Below are 18,403 nucleotides of genomic sequence, written 5' to 3' on the forward strand. Positions count from 1 at the left end.
GGCGGGGTCTGACAACCGGCTCCCAGGCCCCACGCGGGGGGCGCGGGCCGTCGGGGGCGGGCCGGGCTAGGGGATGGTGCGGGAGACGACGTACACCATGGGGTGTCCGGGCTCGGAGCCGTTCACGACGATGTCCTGGGTGGGCGAGGGGTCCTTCTGTTTGTGGACCAGCCCCCACCAGGGGCCGGGTCCCGTGAACTCCCAGCCGACGACCTTCTGGTTGCGGTCGCTGATGGTGATGTCGTCCTTCTTCAGGGCGTCGCGGGTGGTGCCGACGCCCTTGAGGAACTGGTCGAGGCCGGCCTCGGTGGTGCCGAACTGGACGTACAGCCGGCTGGTCTTCCAGTTGTTCGTCTCGTAGTACGCGACGTCGGTGGAATAGCCGGGGATGGGCACCTGGTAGAGGCGGCGCTGCACGCGCGAGGGCCAGCCCGAGGTGAGGCCGGTCGCCGAGTACTTCTCCTCCTTGTCCTTGCCGCTGTTGCGGCTCTGGTTGGCGGAGATCACCAGGTAACCGGCCGGAACGCCGATGAGCAGCACGATGATCAGCAGCGTCAGGGCGCGGCGGCGGAACTTGTGGCGCGGGTCCTCGGGCGGCCGCTGCGGCTCGTCCGGGGGCGACGCCTGGCGTGGCAGCGAGGCCGTCACAGCGACTCCTGGGTGGTGCGACGGGACTCGGCGTAACGTTCGTAGCGCTCGTACCGCTCCACACGGCGCCGCTTGGCGCGACGGAAGCGTCGGGCGACGAGGCGCGCGAGGTCGGCGGCGCCGACCATGCCGGCCTCGGGGCCGAGCTGGGCGCGCGCGATCCGTGCCTCGGGGCGGTAGCCGCGGCCGGTGAGGTGCCGGCGGAAGGCGTCGCGCGCGGGGCCGATCAGCAGGTCGTCGGCGGCGCTGACGCCGCCGCCGATGACGAAGCAGGAGGGGTCGAGGGCGGCGGCCAGGTTGGCGATGCCGACGCCGAGCCACTGGCCGATGTCCTGCAGGAGTTCGATGCACATGGCGTCGCCCTCGCGGGCCAGCTCGGTGATCATCGGGCCGGTGATGTCCGCGATGTTGCCCTTGACGTGCTCGATGATCCCGTACGCCACCGGGGAGTCGGCGGCGGCGAGCTCGCGGGCCTCGCGGACCAGCGCGTTGCCGGAGCTGTACTGCTCCCAGCAGCCGCGGTTGCCGCACGGGCAGCGGTGGCCGCCGGGCACGACCTGCATATGGCCGAACTCGCCGGCGACACCGAACTTGCCGCGCTTGACCTGGCCGTCCTCCAGGATCGCGCCGCCGATGCCGGTACCGAGCGTGATCATCACGAGGTGGTCCTCGCCGCGCCCAGCGCCGAAGCGCCACTCGGCCCAGGCGGCGGCGTTGGCGTCGTTGTCGACCAGCACGGGCACGGCGAGCCGCCCCGCGAGGCGGTCGCGCAGCGGCTCGTTGCGCCAGGACAGGTGGGGGGCGAACAGGATGCGGTTGCGCTCGGCGTCGACCCAGCCGGCCGCGCCGATGCCGACGGCGTGCACGTCGTGCCGGTCGGAGAGGTCCAGCACCAGTTCGACGATGGTGTCCTCGACGACCTTGGGGCTCTTGGACTTGTCCGGCGTCTCGGCGCGGACCTTCTCCAGGATGTTGCCGTCGGCGTCCACGACGCCCGCCATCACCTTCGTGCCGCCGATGTCGATGCCGACGGTGGGGACGCGGGGTGCCGTCAGGTGGGAACGGCGCTCGCGTGTGCCCACGGTCCGCAGGACGGTGGCCCGCGCGGAGCCGATGGGGGTGCCCCCTGCTCGAGCGGAGCCGAGAGCTCGGGGCAGCGCGTCGCGGTAGGTGCTCATCGGGCCGATTCTGCCCTACCGCGCACCAGGGTCGCACCGTGGAAGCGCTGGGACGCGCGTGACCCGTGGGCCGCCCGTGGCCGCTCCCGGCCGGTCGGCGGAGCCGTTCGGGTCACGGTCCCACGCCCCTCACACGGCGCGGTTCTCCAGTTCGTGCCGCAGGTCGTCCAGCTCGCTGCCGCCCGCCATCTGGCGCGTCAGCTCGTCCAGCGTGATCCCGTCCCGGGTGTAGCTGCCTGACATGGTGCCGCGCTTCAGCAGGACGAAACGGTCGCCCACGAGGTACGCGTGATGCGGATTGTGGGTGATGAACACGACACCTAGTCCGGCGTCCCGTGCGGCGGCCACATATTTGAGGACCACACCGGACTGCTTCACACCGAGGGCGGCGGTGGGCTCGTCGAGAACGAGGACCTTGGCGCCGAAATGGACGGCGCGGGCGATCGCCACGCACTGGCGCTCGCCTCCGGAGAGGGTGCCGATCGGCTGGTCGACGTCACGGAGGTCGATGCCCATGCGCAGGAGTTCCGCGTGGGTCGTGCGCCGCATGAGGTCGACGTCGAGGTGCTTGAACGGGCCGAAGCCCTTGCGCGGCTCGGAGCCGAGGAAGAAGTTCCGCCAGACCGGCATCAGCGGGACGACGGCGAGGTCCTGGTAGACGGTGGCGATGCCGCGGTCCAGTGCCTCGCGCGGGGACGCCAGCCGTGTCTCCTCGCCCTCGATGCGCAGCGTGCCCGCGTCGTGCTGGTGCCGGCCCGCGATGATCTTGATGAGGGTGGACTTGCCCGCGCCGTTGTCGCCGAGCACACAGGTGATCTCCCCCGCGTGGACCTCCAGCGAGACACCTTCGAGGGCGCGGATGTTGCCGTAGTACTTGCTGACGTCGTCGAGCTCGACGAGCGCGCTGTGTTGCGCGGCGGCGGGTTCCTTGGTCGTGTTCGTGTCCGTCGTCACTTCGTCGCCTCCGCGCGCTTGCGGACCCAGTGGTTGAGCAGGGTCGCGAGGAGCAGCATCACTCCCAGGAAGAACTTGAACCAGTCCGGGTTCCACTCGGCGAAGACGATGCCCTTGCTGACCATGCCGAAGATCAGCGCGCCGACGGCCGCCCCGACCGCGGAGCCGTAGCCGCCGGTGATCAGACAGCCGCCGATGACGGCCGCGATGATGTAGATCAGCTCGTTGCCGACGCCTTCACCGGACTGCACGACGTCGAACGAGAACAGCAGGTGCTGGCCGGAGATCCAGGCGCCGAAGGCGACGCCCATGTAGAGGCCGATCTTGGTCTTGTCGACCGGGACGCCGACCGCGCGGGCCGCCTCCTCGCCGCCGCCGACGGCGTAGATCCAGTTCCCGACGCGGGTGCGCAGCAGGATCCAGGTGGCGACGGCGACCAGGGCCAGCCACCATAGGATGGTGATCTTGAAGTCGACACCGCCGATGGTGATCGTCGACGCGAAGACGTCCTTGGCGGAGGAGAACCCCTCCATGTCGGAGATCGACTTGGTGGAGACCGTGCCGCTGATCAGCTTGGTGAAACCGAGGTTCATGCCGGTCAGCATCAGGAAGGTGCCGAGCGTGATGATGAAGCTCGGCGGGTCGGTACGGGTCAGCATGACGCCGTTGAAGACACCGATCGCGAGGGTGGCGAACAGCGAGACGAACACGCCGACCCAGACGTTCGCCGTCATCTGGTAGCTGAACATCGACGAGATCAGCGCGGAGCTGGTCACCATGACGCCCGCGGAGAGGTCGAACTCGCCGCCGATCATCAGCAGCGCGACCGGGACGGCCATGATGCCGATGGTCGAGGCGGCGTACAGGACGGTGCTGAGGCTCGCGGCCCGTACGAAACTGTCCGCGAAGATCGCGAAGAAGAGGAAGACCGCGACCGCGCCGACCACGGACCCGAGCTCCGGGCGGCTCAGCAGCTTGCGCAGCGGCGAGGTCTTCAGGAGGCGCTCGTCGGTCTCGGGGCCGGGCGTCGGCGCGGGTGCCGTGGCGGTCATCGGGTCCCCCGATCCGCGTAACGCTCCAGCTCGGAGGCCTGGTCCTTGGTGATGATCTGCGGGCCGGTGAGGACGGGCCGGCCGCCGCCCAGGACATCCGCGTTGTACTTGTACAGCCAGAGCAGGTCCACGGCCTCGTAGCCCTGGAGGTAGGGCTGCTGGTCGACGGCGAAGCCGAGGGTGCCGTTCTTGAGCTCGGCGGCAACCTTGGCGTTCAGGTCGAAGGTGTCGATCTCGGCCTTGCTGCCCGCGTCAGCCTTGGCCTTGACCGCGGTGTCCGCGAACGGCGCGCCGAGCGTGACGACCGAGTCGATGGACCCGTCGGCCTGGAGCTTGGCGCCGATGGAGGACTGCACGTCGGGCATGTTGGTGCCCGTCACGTAGAGGTTCTGCACGGTGCCGTCGAAGGTCTTCCTGATGCCGGCGCAGCGCTGCTCGTGACCGACGTTGCCCTGCTCGTGCAGGACACACAGGGCCTTCTTGCGGCCCCGCTTGTTCAGCTCCTCGCCGACCGCCTCGCCGGCGACCGCCTCGTCCTGGCCGATGTGGGTGAGCGCGCCGAAGGCCTTCGACTCCTCGGAGCCGGAGTTCACCGTGATCACCGGGATGCCCGCCTTGCGGGCGCGCGCGACCGCCGCCTTCATGGCGTCCGGCTTGGCCAGCGTGACGATGACGCCGTCGACGTTCTTGTCGACCGCGGCGTCGACGAGCTGCGCCTGCTGCTGGGCCTCGTCGTCGTGCGAGTAGAGGAAGTTGATGTTGTCCTTGACGGCGGCCTGCTTGGCGCCGTTCTGCACGATGTCCCAGAAGGTGTCGCCATCGCCCGAGTGGGTGATCATCGCGAAGGTCCACCTGGGCGTGTTCACCGCGGCCCTGCCCTGGGCCGCCGCGGCCTTGCGGGCGTCCTCGGCCCGCTTCCCGCCGGTGTTGCTGCATCCCGCGAGGGACACCGTCAGCGCCCCTGCCAGCGCGATGCCTACCCAGGTCCGAGTCCGTGCCACGAGGCCGTGCCCTTCTTGCCGTGCTCCTTGGTGTGCCGGGCCGTGCGGACCGGCCCGGGGGCCCTCCCGCGGGCCCTTTGGGACCGGTGTCGTACCGGCCCAAACGACCAAGTATCGACCACGGGGATCATCAACCCGACCAGCGGGTCCCCCGCACGGTGTGCTTCAGCGGCGCGGCAGGACCGTTCCGGTGGCGGCCTCGGAGCCGCACGGGGAACCGCACGCCTCGGGGTCGTACAAGGAGCGAGCGGCTCAGGGTCGTACGACGAGCGCACGGATCAGGGTCGTACAAGGAGCAGGCGGCTCAGGGTCGTACGAGGAGCTGGAACTCGAAGGAGTAGCGCGAGGCGCGGTAGATGTGCGAGCCGAACTCGACGGCGCGGCCGGTGTCGTCGAACGTGGTGCGCTGCATGGTGAGCAGCGGAGCCCCGACCGGCTCGCCGAGCCGCTCGCCCTCCTCCGCGCTGGCCGCGCGGGCGCCGACGGACTGGCGGGCGCTGTGGAGGGTGATGCCGGCGCCGCGCATCAGCCGGTACAGACCGGTGGCCTCCATCCGGTCACTGTCGAGTTCCAGCAGGTCGGGGGGCAGGAAGTTGCAGAGGTACGCCATCGGCTCGCCGTGCGCGAGACGGAGCCGCTCGACACGGTGGACCTCGCTGTCCTCGGCCACTCCGAGGGCGGCCGCGACCTCGGTGGAGGCCGGTTCGACGGTGTTGACGACCACCTGGGTCGCGGGGCGCTGACCGGCCGATTCCAGGTCGTCGTAGAGGCTGCTGAGTTCCAGGGGGCGTTTGACCTGGCTGTGCACGACCTGGGTACCGACGCCGCGGCGCCGTACGAGCAGGCCCTTGTCGACGAGGGACTGGATGGCCTGGCGGACCGTGGGGCGGGACAGGCCGAGCCGCGCGGCGAGCTCGATCTCGTTGCCGAGCAGGCTGCCCGGGGTCAGTGCTCCGTGCTCGATGGCGGCCTCGAGTTGTTGCGACAGCTGGAAGTAGAGCGGGACCGGGCTGCTGCGGTCGACGCTGAGCTGGAGCGACACGGTCGGATCCACATCTGGTTTGGGCACGGCCCGAGCGTAGCTCCGGGAGATGTTGACGGGAAGTTGTGAAGTTCGATTGTCCGGACAAAGCATTGACAGCACGGCGGGTCGGCCCTCACTTTGTTCCCATGCGCATCGGACTTATCGGAGCGGGTCGTATTGGTACATTTCATGCGGCCACTCTCAGCCGTCACCGTGAGGTCGGCGGCTCCCTCATCGTCACGGACGCGGACCCCGCTCGGGCTCAGCGACTGGCGGACCGGCTGGGCGCGACGGCGGCGCCCAGCGTGGACGAGATCTTCACCTGGGGCGTGGACGCGGTGGTCATCACCGCCGCCACTTCGGCCCACTCCGAACTGATCGGTCGGGCAGCACGCTCCGGGCTCCCGGTCTTCTGCGAGAAGCCCATAGCGCTCGATCTGGCGGCCACGCTGGCCGCGCTCGCCGAGGTCGACGCGGCCGGAACGGTTCTGCAGATGGGCTTCCAGCGCCGCTTCGACGTGGGCTACACGGTCGCCCGCGAGGCGGTCCGGTCGGGCCGGCTCGGGCGGCTGCACACCGTACGCGCGATGACGTCGGACCAGTCGCCGCCCCCGGCCGGGTACCTCCCGCTCTCCGGCGGGCTCTACCGCGACTGTCTGATCCACGACTTCGACATGCTGCGCTGGGTCACCGGCCGCGAGGTCGTCCAGGTGTACGCGACCGGCTCCGACGCGGGGCCCGCGATGTTCCGCGAGGCGGGCGACATCGACACCGGCGCGGCCGTCCTCACCTTCGACGACGGCATGCTCGCGACGGCGACGGCCACCCGGATGAACGGCGCGGGCTACGACGTCCGCATGGAGCTCTCCGGCGAACTGGACCAGATCGCCGTGGGCCTGGACGACCGTACGCCGATCGCCTCGACCGAGCAGGCCGGGCCGCCGCCCGCGGACAAGCCCTGGACGGGCTTCCTGGAGCGCTTCGGCCCCGCGTACGAGGCGGAGCTCGCCGCCTTCGTCGAGGTGGTCCGCGGCGAACGCGCCAACCCCTGCGACGGCCGCGAGGCACTGGAGGCGCTGCGCATCGCCGAGGCCTGCGAGCTGTCGCGGCGCGAGCGACGCGCGGTCTCACCGGCGGAGATCCCGGGCGGCAGGGACTGAGACGAGCGCACCCCGCGCCCGGTATCACGGCCGCGAGGCCCAGGAGCACGACGGCGGAACCCAGAAGGCCCCGGACAGCCCCGGACAGCCCCGACAGTCCCGACAGTCCCGACAGTCCCGACAGCCTGGAAGGACGACGAGGCGGAAGGCGGCCTACGGCCGCCCATGACGGCCCATGACGACCCATGACCGCCCATGACCATCGGCCGCGTCACGAGCCCTGGCCGTGCGGCACCTCATCCGAGGAGCCGCACGGCCGGGGCCTCCTGGTCGACGCCGAGCAGCCGGTCGCAGTGCTTGCAGGTCAGGCGATACGGCCTGACCAGGTTGGTCTGGATGCTGCCGGTGCCGGATTCCTTCGCGTCCGGGCAGTGATAGGCGAGCTGGAGCCGCACCCATGGGTGACTGGTGGGCGCCGCGGCCTTATGGCCTACCCGGGTGTCGGTGAAGGGAGCCCACCAGAAGTCGAGGAGGACCCGGACCGCCAGCCGCTCCCGGCCGCTCGTCGTGTCGAACCCCGCGACCCGGGCGGCGGTGTGGTGGCGCTTGAATCCACTGCGGCTGCCGGAGCACAGCGCCTGCTCGGCGCCGCGCTCGAACACCGTCGTCCGCCCGATCCGCTCGCAGATGAAGCAGTCGAGACTGAACTCCACCTGGGAGCGCCAGTAGAGCTTGTGGGAATCCTCCAGGCCGGTCAGCTCCGCGGTGATCTCCGCCGTACGCAGCACGGTCGACGCTCCTTACGCGGCCCCGGGCCGCTCACCAGCGCACCGGCATACGGCGCACGCCTCGCATCAGCATGCCGGGCAGCCAGCCGCTCGGCGGTCCGCCGAGCGTCAGGTCCGGGCACCGCTCCAGCAGGGAGCGGAGCGCCACACCGGCTTCGAGCCGGGCCAGCGGCGCGCCCAGACAGTAGTGGATGCCGTGCCCGAAGGCGAGATGTCCGCGGGCCTCGCGCCGGATGTCGAAACGGTCGGGTGCCGGATAGCGCACCCCGTCGCGGTCGGCCGCGGTGAGGCCGATCATCACCGCTTCGCCGGACGCGATCGCCGTGCCGCCGATGTCGAGGGGCTCCGCCGCATACCGGAAGGTCGCGTTCTCGACCGGCCCCTCGTAGCGCAGCGCCTCCTCGACGGTGCCGTCGAGGAGCGTCATGTCGGCGCGCAGGGCGGTGAGTTGGTCGGGGTGAGTGAGCAGGGCGTGGACCGCTCCGGAGATGAGGTTGACCGTCGTCTCGTGCCCGGCGACGAGGAGCACGAACGCCATGCCGCGCAACTCCTGCGGCGAGAGGCGGTCTCCGTCCTCCGCGGTGGTGCGGATGAGGCCGCTGAGCAGGTCGTCCGCGGGACCCGCGCTCCGTTTGTCCTCGATCAAGTCGCCCAGATAGGCGGCGAGTTGGACGAAGGCCGCGTACTCGCTCTCGGCACTGGTGGGCGCGACCGCCTCCGTGGACATCGCACGGAAGGCCGCCCGGTCCAGCTCGGGCACCCCGAGCAGCTCGCAGATGACCGTCAGCGGGAGCGGATAGGCGAACGACTCGACGAGGTCGGCGCGTCCGTGCGGGAGCATCGCGTCGAGCAGCTCGTCGGTGATCTCCTGGACCCGCGGGCGCAGCGCCGCCACCCGCCGAGGGGTGAACTCACGTGCGATCAGCGCCCGCAGCCGGGTGTGCTGCGGCGGGTCGGCGACCAGCAGATACTTGCCGATCAGCTCCTCGTCGAGGAACGTGATCCCGATCTTGTCCGCGTCCTTGGCCAGCCGTGGGTCGGCGAGCGCGGCCCGCGCCTCCTCGTACCCGACGACGAGCCAGGTCTCGTGGTGCGCGTCCGGCGACGGCAGGCGCACCCGGTGCACCGGACCGAGCGCACGCAACTCGGCGTAGACCGGGTGCGGGTCCTCGGTGAACCGCGCCCCGTACTCCCCCAGATCGATCACGACTCCCCCCTCTCGTCTCACCGCTCAACGCGCGAGGCCCGCGGTCAGTGCCCGTCCTCCTCCAACAGCCCGGCGTCGTACGCCAACAGAGCGATCTGCACACGGTTGTTGAGGTCGAGCTTGGCGAGGATGCGCGAAACGTGGGTCTTGACCGTGGCGATGCTCATGAACAGCCCGGCGGCGATCTCCGCGTTCGAACTGCCCCGGCCGACGGCGACGGCGACCTCGCGTTCACGCTCGTTCAGGGCCGCCATCCGCGAACGCGCCCCGGACCTGCGGGTGTCGAGGGCGGAACCCGCGGCGTGTTCCATCAACTGGCGGGTGACGGTGGGCGACAGCACCGGGTCTCCGGCGGCGACCCGGCGTACCGCCGCGAGAATCTCCGCGGGCGGTGTGTCCTTGAGGACGAAGCCGGCCGCGCCCGCTCGCAGGGCGCGCAGCACCTGGTCGTCGGCGTGAAAGGTCGTCAGGACCACGACCTGGGGCGCCTCCTTGCGTCCGCGCAGCCGCTCGGTGGCGGTCAGTCCGTCGACCGTCGGCATCCTGATGTCCATCAGGACGACGTCGGGCCGGGTGCGGTCGACGAGTGCCTCCACCTCGCTGCCGTCGGCGGCCTCACCGACGATCTCGACGTCCTCGGCGCCGCCGATCATGAGGGCCAGCCCCGCTCTCACCAAGGGATCGTCGTCGACGAGCACCAGTCGAATCGCAGTCATGCCCCCCACCTAACCAGCTCCCAACAGTCCATCGCCCCCGCCGCCCCTACCCTTCCCATACCTGGGGCTCCGCCCCAGACCCCGCTCCTCAAACGCCGGAGGGGCTGAATTTTCCCGGCCGGGGCTGAAATTTCCCGCAGCCGAAATCGCGCGGGAGCAACGGGGCCCCCACCACGATGCACCCGCGGCCGTCGACGCACGGAAGGGGCCGTGCCGGTACATCACATGCCCGTCGCTTACGTCCGGATCGAGCAGCGGCTCCCTCGGAAACCCACGTCTGATCCAACGGCGACGGGCGGATGTACCGGCACGGCCCCGACCCCCCACGCACCGGGCACCCTGACGCGAGCGCAAGCGAACCCGCATCCCACCCCTGACAGCCCCCAGGCGCCTTCCAACAGGTGACGCACGACGAACCCGCGTGACCCACGACGAACCCGCCCCCGCACCCCCGTGCCCGCCTGCCCCCCGTGCCACAGTGCCCGCATGCTGATCGCCCGCTCCGCCGCCCTCTTCGTCCTCGCCGCACTCCTCGAGATCGGCGGCGCCTGGCTGGTCTGGCAAGGCGTACGCGAACACCGCGGCGCGCTCTGGATCGGTGCCGGCGTGATGGCCCTCGGCCTGTACGGCTTCGTGGCCACGCTCCAGCCGGACGCCGAGTTCGGCCGCATCCTCGCCGCGTACGGCGGAGTCTTCGTGGCCGGCTCCCTCGCCTGGGGCGTGGTCGCGGACGGCTACCGCCCCGACCGCTGGGACATCACCGGCGCCCTGATCTGCCTGGCCGGAATGGCCGTGATCATGTACGCCCCACGCGGCGGCAACTGACCCGCCACCGACCGCCCCGCCACCTCCGCCCTCACCCACCTATCCTTGCCGGAGACACCCCAGCCACCGCCGGCCACCGCCAAGGAGCAGCCGTATGACCCCCGCCGCCGCATCCCGTATCGCCGTCATCACCGGTGCAAGCAGCGGAATCGGCGCCGCGACGGCCCGGCAGCTCGCGGCCGAGGGCTACCGCGTCGTCCTCACCGCCCGCCGCAAGGACCGCATCGAAGCGCTGGCGGAGGAGATCACCGCGGCGGGCGGCCAGGCGACCGCGTACGCCCTGGACGTCACGGACCGCACCGCCGTCGACGAGTTCGCGACGGCGTTCAGCACGGTCGGCGTGCTGGTCAACAACGCCGGCGGCGCACTCGGCGCCGACACGATCGCGACGGCCGACCCGGCCCAGTGGCGCCAGATGTACGAGACGAACGTCATCGGCACCCTGAACATCACCCAGGCCCTCCTCCCGGCGCTCACCGCCAGCGGCGACGGCACGGTCGTCGTCCTCTCCTCCACCGCGGGCCACGGCACGTACGAGGGCGGCGGTGGCTACGTCGCCGCCAAGCACGCCGAGCACGTCCTCGCGGAGACGCTGCGCCTGGAGATCGTCGGGACGCCCGTCCGGGTCATCGAGGTCGCCCCCGGCATGGTCAAGACCGACGAGTTCGCCCTGACCCGCTTCGGCGGCGACGCCGAGAAGGCCGCCAAGGTCTACACGGGCGTGGCCCAGCCCCTCACCGCCGACGACGTCGCCGACACCATCACGTGGGCCGTCACCCGACCCAGCCACGTGAACATCGACCTCCTCGTCGTCCGCCCCCGCGCGCAGGCGTCCAATACGAAGGTCCACAGGGAACTGTGATGCCCGATCCCGCGTCACCCGCGCAGCCGACCCCGGAGCCGACCCCGCAGCCGACGTCCACGGACGGCGAGCAGGCACGCCTCGCCCTGGAGAAGAAGCGCGAACGCTATGTCTGGTACTACCTCGCGTACTTCCTCTTCGGCATCCACATCGTGGCCTTCGTCATGATCTACGCGGTCCTGCACGCCAAGTGACCCCCGCGCGCGAACGGACCGCCCGGAGGCCACGCCGTCGAGCACCCACGCCGAAGGGCCCGAGCCACCAACGGCTCGGGCCCTTCGGGCAGTTCGGCCGGCCGGTTCCGCGGCGGACAGTTCAGCGGCGGCCCGTTCGGCTTCGGGCGGCTCAACCCTTCACGCAGACGACCTGCTTCAGCTTCGCCACGACCTCCACGAGGTCGCGCTGCTGCTCGATGACCTGCTCGATCGGCTTGTAGGCGCCCGGGATCTCGTCCACGACGCCGGAGTCCTTGCGGCACTCCACGCCCTGCGTCTGGTCCTCCAGGTCCTTCGTCGAGAAGCGCCGCTTCGCCGCGTTGCGGCTCATGCGCCGACCCGCGCCGTGCGAGGCCGAGTTGAAGGACTTCTCGTTGCCGAGGCCCTTCACGATGTACGACCCCGTCCCCATCGAGCCCGGGATGATGCCGAACTCTCCGGCCCGTGCGCTGATGGCCCCCTTGCGCGTGACCAGCAGGTCCATGCCGTCGTAGCGCTCGATGTTGACGTAGTTGTGGTGGCAGCTGACCTCGGGCTCGAAGGTCGGCTTCGCCTTCTTGAACTCCTTGCGGACCACGTCCTTCAGGAGCGCCATCATGAGCGCGCGGTTGTGCTTCGCGTACTCCTGGGCCCAGAAGAGGTCGTTGCGGTACGCCGCCATCTGGGGCGTGTCCGCGACGAAGACGGCGAGGTCACGGTCGACCAGGCCCTGGTTGTGCGGGAGCTTCTGGGCCACACCGATGTGGTGCTCGGCCAACTCCTTGCCGATGTTCCGCGAACCGGAGTGCAGCATGAGCCAGACAGAACCGGACGTATCGGTGCATACCTCTACGAAGTGGTTTCCCCCGCCCAGGGTCCCCATCTGCTTCACAGCCCGGTCCTGACGGAACTTGACCGCGTCGGCCACCCCGTCGAACCGTCCCCAGAAGTCGTCCCACCCCGCGGTCGCCAGCCCGTGGAAGCGGTCCGGAGCGACCGGGGAGTCGTGCATCCCCCGGCCCACCGGAATCGCCTGCTCGATCTTCGACCGGAGCCGCGAGAGGTCGCCCGGCAGATCGTTGGCCGTGAGCGACGTCCTGACCGCGGACATTCCGCAGCCGATGTCGACACCCACCGCCGCCGGGCACACCGCGTCCCGCATCGCGATGACGGAGCCGACCGTCGCGCCCTTGCCGTAGTGAACGTCCGGCATGACGGCGAGCCCCTTGATCCAGGGGAGGGTCGCCACGTTCTGGAGCTGGCGGAGTGCGACATCCTCGACCGACGCCGGGTCGGTCCACATGCGGATGGGAACCTTCGCCCCCGGCACCTCTACGTACGACATATCGCCCTCAATCCCCAGAAAAACAACAGAAGTCTTAAATCGCAAAACCGGCGCCTAGGTCGACGTATAGGACAACGGACCGGCGTCCACGGCTGTGCGTGCGATACACATTGTCTCCAGGGGTCGCCCCCGTGCGGCAACCGAATAACCACAGGACACCCGGGCCGAAGCGCCGTCGGGAACCGTCGAGAGGAGCCTGACCGTGCAGCGGAAGGCGTACGTATCAGGCGCCGCCGTGCTCCTCGCGGCATTGCTCGCGGGCTGCACAGGGGGTTCGGGCGAGGCGAGTTCGGCCCCGGACTCCAAGGGCGGCGACTCCGGCACGACGGCCCCCGCGGCCCAGCCGGGCAAGTACCGCACCCTCCCCGAGGCGTGCAGCGCGGCCGATCACGACACGCTCGACACCCTGCTGCCCGGCATCCAGCAGACCGCCGACGAGAAGCAGCGGGAGAAGGCGTACGAGGGCGAGGCCACGCTCACGTACAACACGGACCGGCGTGACGGCTGCAACTGGAAGGTGGAGTCCACCTCCGCCACCGATCACCTCTTCGTCGACTTCGAGCGCGTGGTCTCGTACGACAACGCCGTGAGCGACGACAGCAAGGCCGAGGAGCTGTACACCGTCAAGGAGACGGCGGCCGACCTTCCCGAACCCGCCACGTCCGCTTCCGGTGACGACGCCAGTCCGAGTCCGAGCGACAGCGCGGGCACCCCGACAGGCGACGGTGGTGCCGGCGACGGGAACGGCGACAAGGGCGCCGCCTCCGGCGCTCCTTCCGCCCCCAGCGGCTCCGCCTCCCCCTCGGAGACCCCCGCCGCGCTCCAGCCGCGCGTCCTCGACGGTCTGGGCGACCAGGCGTTCCTCGACGACAAGCTGAACACCGGCTCGTCGACGGCTCGGCAGCGCACGGTGACTGTGGTGTTCCGCACGTCGAACGTGATCGTGACGATCGAATACACCGAGCGGCCGACGGCTTCCACGGACGCCCCGGACAGTGAGGAAATGCAGGACAGGGCGTGGAAACTGGCCCAGAAGCTGGCCGACGAGCTCAACGGCTAGCGGCCGCGCACCACCTGGGGCACCCCGGCGCAAACCCCCCGAACGGGAACCGCCCAGGCGCCTCACCGCGTACCGTGGCCCCTCGGACCCGACCGGTCGCACGTTCCATGTGCGGCCGTACCACGAGCGCCACGAGTGAAGGAACCATGCACCGACCAGTACAGCGAGTAGGCCGAGCACCGCGACTCACCCGCATCCTTGTCAGCGCAGCCGCCGTCCCGGTGATGCTCGTCGCCGCGGGCTGTTCCTCGGACTCCGACTCCGGTGAGGACGCGCAGAAGAACGCGAGCGCGACCCCGGACGCGAAGGTGTCCTCCAGTGCCCCGGCCGATGTCGTTGCGCCCGCCGCGTACGCGACGCTTCCCGATCCCTGCTCGGTGCTGTCGAAGAAGACACTGGGCGAACTGGTCCCCAAGGGTGACAAGTCGGGCAAGAAGGGCGCTTCGGACGACGTGGCGCAGCGCGGCAACTGCAACTGGAGCAGCCTCGACAACAACGGGGTGAAGGGCTCTCAGTTCCGCTGGCTGAACGTGGCGCTGCTGCGTTTCGATTCGGACGCGCGCGGTGCGGGCGACGAGCAGGCGCACACGTACTTCGAGAAGCAGGTCGCGGGCGCGCAGGCGGTGACGGGCGCGAAGGGCACCAAGTCGGAGCCGGTCGCCGGGACGGGCGACGAGGCCACGGCCGTGCGCTACGACCTGAAGAAGAAGGAAGGCTCCTTCAAGCAGCAGACGATCGTGACCCGCGTCGAGAACGTGGTCGTCACGATCGACTACAACGGTGCCGGTCTCGCGGGCGAGAAGACCCCGGACGCCGCCGGCCTGCTGAAGGCCGCCGAGAAGGCCGCCAAGGAGGCGGTCGCCTCGGTGAAGGCCGCGAACAAGGACGGCGGAGCAGCGGGCACGTCCTCGTCGGAGCCGGGCTCCTCCTCGAAGGACTCGAAGGCTCCGTCGGCCTCGCCGTCCGGGAGCGCCTCGAAGGGCGCCTCCAAGAGTGCTTCACCGTCGCGGTCCGCGGCGAAGAGCGGCTGACCCGGTTCCGACCGGATTGGGGGCTCAACTCATGGCTCCGGCAAGACAGTTGTAGGGGTCCGGTTCCCTCGGGGACCGGGCTCCTCCCATACCGCGCATCCGTACGCCACACACATGTGCCACTCTGTTGCGCGCAACAACACGCAAGGGGAGGGGAGTACAGGTGGCCGCACCCATACAGCTGACACGGATGCACAAAATTCTCATCGGCGTGGTCGTCGCCGGTGCGCTCGTCATCGCCGGAATCGGCTTCGCCGGTTCGTACGCGGCGGTCCGTGAGCTGGCCATCCAGAAGGGGTTCGGGAACTTCAGCTACGTCTTCCCGATCGGCATCGACGCGGGTATCTGCGTCCTGCTCTCGCTGGACCTGCTGCTGACCTGGATCCGCATCCCGTTCCCCCTGCTGCGCCAGACGGCGTGGCTGCTGACGGTGGCGACGATCGCCTTCAACGGCGCGGCGGCCTGGCCGGACCCGCTGGGTGTCGGCATGCACGCCGTCATCCCGATCCTGTTCGTGGTCTCGGTCGAGGCGGCCCGGCACGCGATCGGCCGAATAGCCGACATCACGGCCGACAAGCACATGGAAGGCGTCCGCCTCACCCGCTGGCTGCTCTCCCCCCTCCCGACCTTCCTGCTGTGGCGCCGGATGAAGCTGTGGGAGCTGCGTTCCTACGAGCAGGTCATCAAGCTGGAGCAGGAGCGCCTGGTCTACCAGGCCCGGCTCCGTTCCCGTTTCGGCCGCGCGTGGCGCCGCAAGGCCCCGGTGGAGTCGCTGATGCCGCTGCGTCTGGCGCGCTACGGCGTCCCGCTGGCGGAGACGGCCCCCGCCGGTCTGGCGGCGGCGGGCATCGAGCCCGCGCTGCTGCCGCCGGCGCCCACGCCGGTTCAGGTGTCCGTCCCGGTCGCCGCCGGTCCGGGGCCCGAGCACCGGGAGCTGGAGTCGAACGGGGGCGACGGGCGGCAGCGGCCGCCCGAGTACGGTCAGCAGGGCGGCCAGTCCCAGGGGCAGCAAGGCGGTCAGTACCAGGGTCAGTACGAGGACCAGCGCCAGGGCCAGTACCAGGGTCAGGCGGAGGAGCCGGTCAGGAGCCCGTGGTTCGCCGCCCCCGATCCCCAGGAGATCCCGTACGACGGCGGCTACGACCCGTCGTACGCGCAGGAGGAGCAGTACCAGCAGTGGTACGCCGAGCAGGAGTCACAGGCGTACGAGCCCGGTCCGGAGGAGACCGGCACTTTCCCTATCCCGGCGGGGCCCGGCCGCACGCGCCAGCTCGGTGAGGGCGGCGCTCCGGAGCAGCTGCCCATCCCGTCCCCGCGGGAGGAGCAGTCGCCGCTGGCCGACGAGAAGTCCCGCGAGGAGAGCTTCTACCAGGTGTTCCGCCAGTCGATAATGCCTGGCCAGGGTCTGCCGACGAAGGGTGAGTTCGGCGGCAACGTCGAGGCCACGTTCGGTGTGACGCTCACGGACAGCGAGCTGAGGCGCTACATGGGCCGCTTCCAGAACCGTTTCAACACGGAGCTGGAGGAGGACCACATCGCCTAGGCACCTCCGCGCGTGAGCGTGTACGAGGTGCGTGAGCGCTGTACGAGGAAGGGGCGCCCGGTGATCACCGGGCGCCCCTTCCTCGTAGAACCGTGTCCGGCTAGGCGGCGAGCAGCTTGCGCACCCGGTCCTGTCCGACGGCGAGCAGCAGCGTGGGCAGGCGCGGCCCGGTGTCGCGTCCGACGAGCAGGTGGTAGAGCAGCGCGAAGAACGTGCGCTGGGCGACCTTGATCTCGGCCGGGAGTTCCTTGGCGGTCGCGTCGGCGGGGAAGCCGGCCTGGACCTTGGGAACGCCGTAGACGAGGTGGGTGAGGCCGTCCAGGGACCAGTTCTTGTCCAGGCCCTCCAGGAGCAGTCGCAGCGACTCGCGGCCCTGGTCGTCGAGGGACGTGAGCAGCTCGGCGTCGGGCTCGTCGCGCACGACGGTGCGCTCCTCGGCGGGGACCTGGGTGTTGATCCAGGTCTCGGCCTTGTCGAGCCGGGGCCGGACCTCGTCGAGAGAGGTGAGCGGGTTCTCGGGGTCGAGTTCGCTCAGGATGCGCAGGGTCTGGTCCTCGGCGCCGGCGGTGATGTCGGCGACGGAGGCGAGGGTGCGGTACGCCATCGGGCGGGGGGTCCTGGGCAGTTCCCCGGCGGCGGTGCCGACCGCGCGGGTGTACGCGGCGGCGTCGGCCGGGAGGACCGAGCCCTCGGTGACCTTGCCCGCGAGCTTGTCCCACTCGTCGTACAGCCGCTGGATCTCCTGGTCGAAGGCGATCTTGAACGACTGGTTGGGGCGACGGCGGGCGTACAGCCAGCGCAGCAGCTGCGGCTCCATGATCTGGAGGGCGTCCGCCGCGGTGGGGACACCGCCCTTGCTGCTGGACATCTTGGCCATGCCGGAGATGCCGACGAAGGCGTACATCGGTCCGATGGGCTGCTTGCCGCCGAAGAGCCCGACGATCTGCCCTCCGACCTGGAAGGAGGATCCCGGGGAGGAGTGGTCGACGCCGCTCGGCTCGAAGACGACGCCTTCGTAGGCCCAGCGCATGGGCCAGTCGACCTTCCAGACGAGCTTGCCGCGATTGAACTCGCTCAGCCGGACGGTCTCGGAGAACCCGCAGGCGGAGCAGGTGTACGTCAGCTCCGTCGTCTCGTCGTCGTAGGCCGTGACGGTGGTGAGGTCCTTCTCGCACTGCCCGCAGTAGGGCTTGTACGGGTAGTACCCGGAGGTGGAGCTGCCGTCGTCCTCGGCGGCGGCACCCGATCCCTCGGCGGCTTCGAGTTCGGCCTCGTCGACCGGCTTCTGGCCCTGCTGCTTCTTGGCGGGGGCCTTCTTGGTCCGGTACTGGTCGAGGATCGCGTCGATGTCGCCGCGGTGCTTCATCGCGAACAGGATCTGCTCGCGGTAGGTGCCCGCGGTGTACTGCTCGGTCTGGCTGATCCCGTCGTACTCGACGCCGAGCTCGGCCAGCGCGGCGGTCATCGCGGCCTTGAAGTGCTCGGCCCAGTTCGGGTACTCCGAGCCCTTGGGGGCCGGGACGGAGGTCAGCGGCTTGCCGATGTGCTCGGCCCACGACTCGTCGACGCCCGCGACGCCCGCCGGAACCTTGCGGTAACGGTCGTAGTCGTCCCAGGAGATCAGGTGGCGCACGGTGTACCCACGGCGGCGGATCTCGTCGGCGACGAGGTGCGGGGTCATGACCTCGCGGAGGTTGCCGAGGTGGATCGGGCCGGAGGGGGAGAGCCCGGACGCGACGACGACCGGTGCGGCGCCAGAGTCTTTCGCGCCCGGGGCCCGACGCTCCGACTCCTCGATGACCTCATCCGCGAAACGGGAGACCCAGTCGGTGGTCTCGGTGCTCTGAGCCACGATCGGCACGTCCTTCTTTCTCA

General features: G+C 70.2%; 18 protein-coding genes. 7 read left to right on the top strand and 11 right to left on the bottom strand.

What is annotated here, in order from left to right; all coding sequences use genetic code 11:
- Positions 1–66: 66 nt before the first annotated feature.
- The 6 genes from ABZX90_RS32210 to ABZX90_RS32235 form a co-directional block, all read right to left on the bottom strand.
- Complete coding sequence (locus ABZX90_RS32210; protein WP_351134825.1) at positions 67–648, bottom strand: sugar kinase; 582 nt, start codon at positions 646–648, stop codon at positions 67–69.
- A complete protein-coding gene (locus ABZX90_RS32215; RefSeq protein ID WP_351134823.1) occupies positions 645–1,826 on the bottom strand; it encodes an ROK family glucokinase in 1,182 nt (393 codons plus the stop codon). Before ABZX90_RS32215 ends, ABZX90_RS32210 begins: the two co-directional genes overlap by 4 nt.
- A 129-nt stretch (positions 1,827–1,955) precedes the next feature.
- The gene (locus ABZX90_RS32220; protein ID WP_351134821.1) at positions 1,956–2,780 is read right to left on the bottom strand and encodes an ATP-binding cassette domain-containing protein; all 825 of its coding nucleotides are present in this window, start codon (positions 2,778–2,780) and stop codon (positions 1,956–1,958) included.
- Complete coding sequence (locus ABZX90_RS32225; protein ID WP_351134820.1) at positions 2,777–3,832, bottom strand: ABC transporter permease; 1,056 nt, start codon at positions 3,830–3,832, stop codon at positions 2,777–2,779. Before ABZX90_RS32225 ends, ABZX90_RS32220 begins: the two co-directional genes overlap by 4 nt.
- Complete coding sequence (locus ABZX90_RS32230; RefSeq protein WP_355210790.1) at positions 3,829–4,833, bottom strand: sugar ABC transporter substrate-binding protein; 1,005 nt, start codon at positions 4,831–4,833, stop codon at positions 3,829–3,831. The genes ABZX90_RS32225 and ABZX90_RS32230 overlap by 4 nt, the downstream gene beginning before the upstream one ends.
- Before the next feature lie 304 nt (positions 4,834–5,137).
- Positions 5,138–5,875 carry a GntR family transcriptional regulator gene (locus tag ABZX90_RS32235; RefSeq protein ID WP_351134833.1) on the bottom strand — a complete coding sequence of 246 codons (738 nt, stop codon included), beginning with the start codon at positions 5,873–5,875 and terminating at the stop codon, positions 5,138–5,140.
- Positions 5,876–6,003: 128 nt separating this feature from the next.
- On the opposite strand from ABZX90_RS32235, the gene ABZX90_RS32240 reads away from it, so the two are divergent.
- A complete protein-coding gene (locus tag ABZX90_RS32240) occupies positions 6,004–7,017 on the top strand; it encodes a Gfo/Idh/MocA family oxidoreductase (protein ID WP_351134816.1) in 1,014 nt (337 codons plus the stop codon).
- 236 nt (positions 7,018–7,253) lie between these two features.
- On the opposite strand, the gene ABZX90_RS32245 is transcribed toward ABZX90_RS32240, so the two are convergent.
- The 3 genes from ABZX90_RS32245 to ABZX90_RS32255 are packed head-to-tail and all read right to left on the bottom strand — an operon-like array spanning position 7,254 to position 9,668.
- The gene (locus tag ABZX90_RS32245) at positions 7,254–7,745 is read right to left on the bottom strand and encodes a hypothetical protein (RefSeq protein ID WP_355210793.1); all 492 of its coding nucleotides are present in this window, start codon (positions 7,743–7,745) and stop codon (positions 7,254–7,256) included.
- A gap of 31 nt (positions 7,746–7,776) precedes the next feature.
- Positions 7,777–8,952 carry a cytochrome P450 gene (locus tag ABZX90_RS32250; protein WP_355210796.1) on the bottom strand — a complete coding sequence of 392 codons (1,176 nt, stop codon included), beginning with the start codon at positions 8,950–8,952 and terminating at the stop codon, positions 7,777–7,779.
- Between the two features lie 44 nt (positions 8,953–8,996).
- A complete protein-coding gene (locus tag ABZX90_RS32255; protein WP_351134810.1) occupies positions 8,997–9,668 on the bottom strand; it encodes a response regulator transcription factor in 672 nt (223 codons plus the stop codon).
- A gap of 486 nt (positions 9,669–10,154) precedes the next feature.
- On the opposite strand from ABZX90_RS32255, the gene ABZX90_RS32260 reads away from it, so the two are divergent.
- From ABZX90_RS32260 to ABZX90_RS32270, 3 genes are all read left to right on the top strand, one after another.
- A complete protein-coding gene (locus ABZX90_RS32260) occupies positions 10,155–10,493 on the top strand; it encodes a YnfA family protein (RefSeq protein WP_351128281.1) in 339 nt (112 codons plus the stop codon).
- Positions 10,494–10,587: 94 nt separating this feature from the next.
- A complete protein-coding gene (locus ABZX90_RS32265) occupies positions 10,588–11,355 on the top strand; it encodes an SDR family oxidoreductase (protein ID WP_351128283.1) in 768 nt (255 codons plus the stop codon).
- Positions 11,355–11,549 (top strand): hypothetical protein, encoded by a 195-nt coding sequence (locus tag ABZX90_RS32270; protein WP_355210801.1) that lies wholly within the window; start codon positions 11,355–11,357, stop codon positions 11,547–11,549. The genes ABZX90_RS32265 and ABZX90_RS32270 overlap by 1 nt, the downstream gene beginning before the upstream one ends.
- A gap of 151 nt (positions 11,550–11,700) precedes the next feature.
- On the opposite strand, the gene ABZX90_RS32275 is transcribed toward ABZX90_RS32270, so the two are convergent.
- Positions 11,701–12,894: an RtcB family protein gene (locus ABZX90_RS32275; RefSeq protein ID WP_351128287.1), complete on the bottom strand. Its 1,194-nt coding sequence runs from the start codon at positions 12,892–12,894 to the stop codon at positions 11,701–11,703.
- Positions 12,895–13,096: 202 nt separating this feature from the next.
- On the opposite strand from ABZX90_RS32275, the gene ABZX90_RS32280 reads away from it, so the two are divergent.
- From ABZX90_RS32280 to ABZX90_RS32290, 3 genes are all read left to right on the top strand, one after another.
- Positions 13,097–13,954, top strand: a complete 858-nt coding sequence (locus ABZX90_RS32280; RefSeq protein WP_351128289.1) for a DUF3558 domain-containing protein — start codon at positions 13,097–13,099, stop codon at positions 13,952–13,954.
- 146 nt (positions 13,955–14,100) lie between these two features.
- The gene (locus tag ABZX90_RS32285) at positions 14,101–14,985 is read left to right on the top strand and encodes a DUF3558 family protein (protein WP_355210805.1); all 885 of its coding nucleotides are present in this window, start codon (positions 14,101–14,103) and stop codon (positions 14,983–14,985) included.
- 163 nt (positions 14,986–15,148) lie between these two features.
- Positions 15,149–16,528 (top strand): DUF2637 domain-containing protein, encoded by a 1,380-nt coding sequence (locus ABZX90_RS32290; protein WP_351128293.1) that lies wholly within the window; start codon positions 15,149–15,151, stop codon positions 16,526–16,528.
- Positions 16,529–16,628: 100 nt separating this feature from the next.
- On the opposite strand, the gene lysS is transcribed toward ABZX90_RS32290, so the two are convergent.
- A complete protein-coding gene (gene lysS, locus ABZX90_RS32295; protein ID WP_355210857.1) occupies positions 16,629–18,389 on the bottom strand; it encodes a lysine--tRNA ligase in 1,761 nt (586 codons plus the stop codon).
- Between the last annotated feature and the right edge of the window lie 14 nt (positions 18,390–18,403).

Source organism: Streptomyces sp. NPDC002935, from assembly GCF_040611295.1.
Lineage (GTDB): Bacteria > Actinomycetota > Actinomycetes > Streptomycetales > Streptomycetaceae > Streptomyces.

Bases quoted from the DNA above. Each gene is read 5' to 3' on its own strand.
- ABZX90_RS32215 (WP_351134823.1), bottom strand. From the start codon at position 1,826: ATGAGCACCTACCGCGACGCGCTGCCCCGAGCTCTCGGCTCCGCTCGA.
- ABZX90_RS32225 (WP_351134820.1), bottom strand. From the start codon at position 3,832: ATGACCGCCACGGCACCCGCGCCGACGCCCGGCCCCGAGACCGACGAG.
- ABZX90_RS32240 (WP_351134816.1), top strand. From the start codon at position 6,004: ATGCGCATCGGACTTATCGGAGCGGGTCGTATTGGTACATTTCATGCG.
- ABZX90_RS32255 (WP_351134810.1), bottom strand. From the start codon at position 9,668: ATGACTGCGATTCGACTGGTGCTCGTCGACGACGATCCCTTGGTGAGA.
- ABZX90_RS32260 (WP_351128281.1), top strand. From the start codon at position 10,155: ATGCTGATCGCCCGCTCCGCCGCCCTCTTCGTCCTCGCCGCACTCCTC.
- ABZX90_RS32265 (WP_351128283.1), top strand. From the start codon at position 10,588: ATGACCCCCGCCGCCGCATCCCGTATCGCCGTCATCACCGGTGCAAGC.
- ABZX90_RS32270 (WP_355210801.1), top strand. From the start codon at position 11,355: ATGCCCGATCCCGCGTCACCCGCGCAGCCGACCCCGGAGCCGACCCCG.
- ABZX90_RS32275 (WP_351128287.1), bottom strand. From the start codon at position 12,894: ATGTCGTACGTAGAGGTGCCGGGGGCGAAGGTTCCCATCCGCATGTGG.
- ABZX90_RS32285 (WP_355210805.1), top strand. From the start codon at position 14,101: ATGCACCGACCAGTACAGCGAGTAGGCCGAGCACCGCGACTCACCCGC.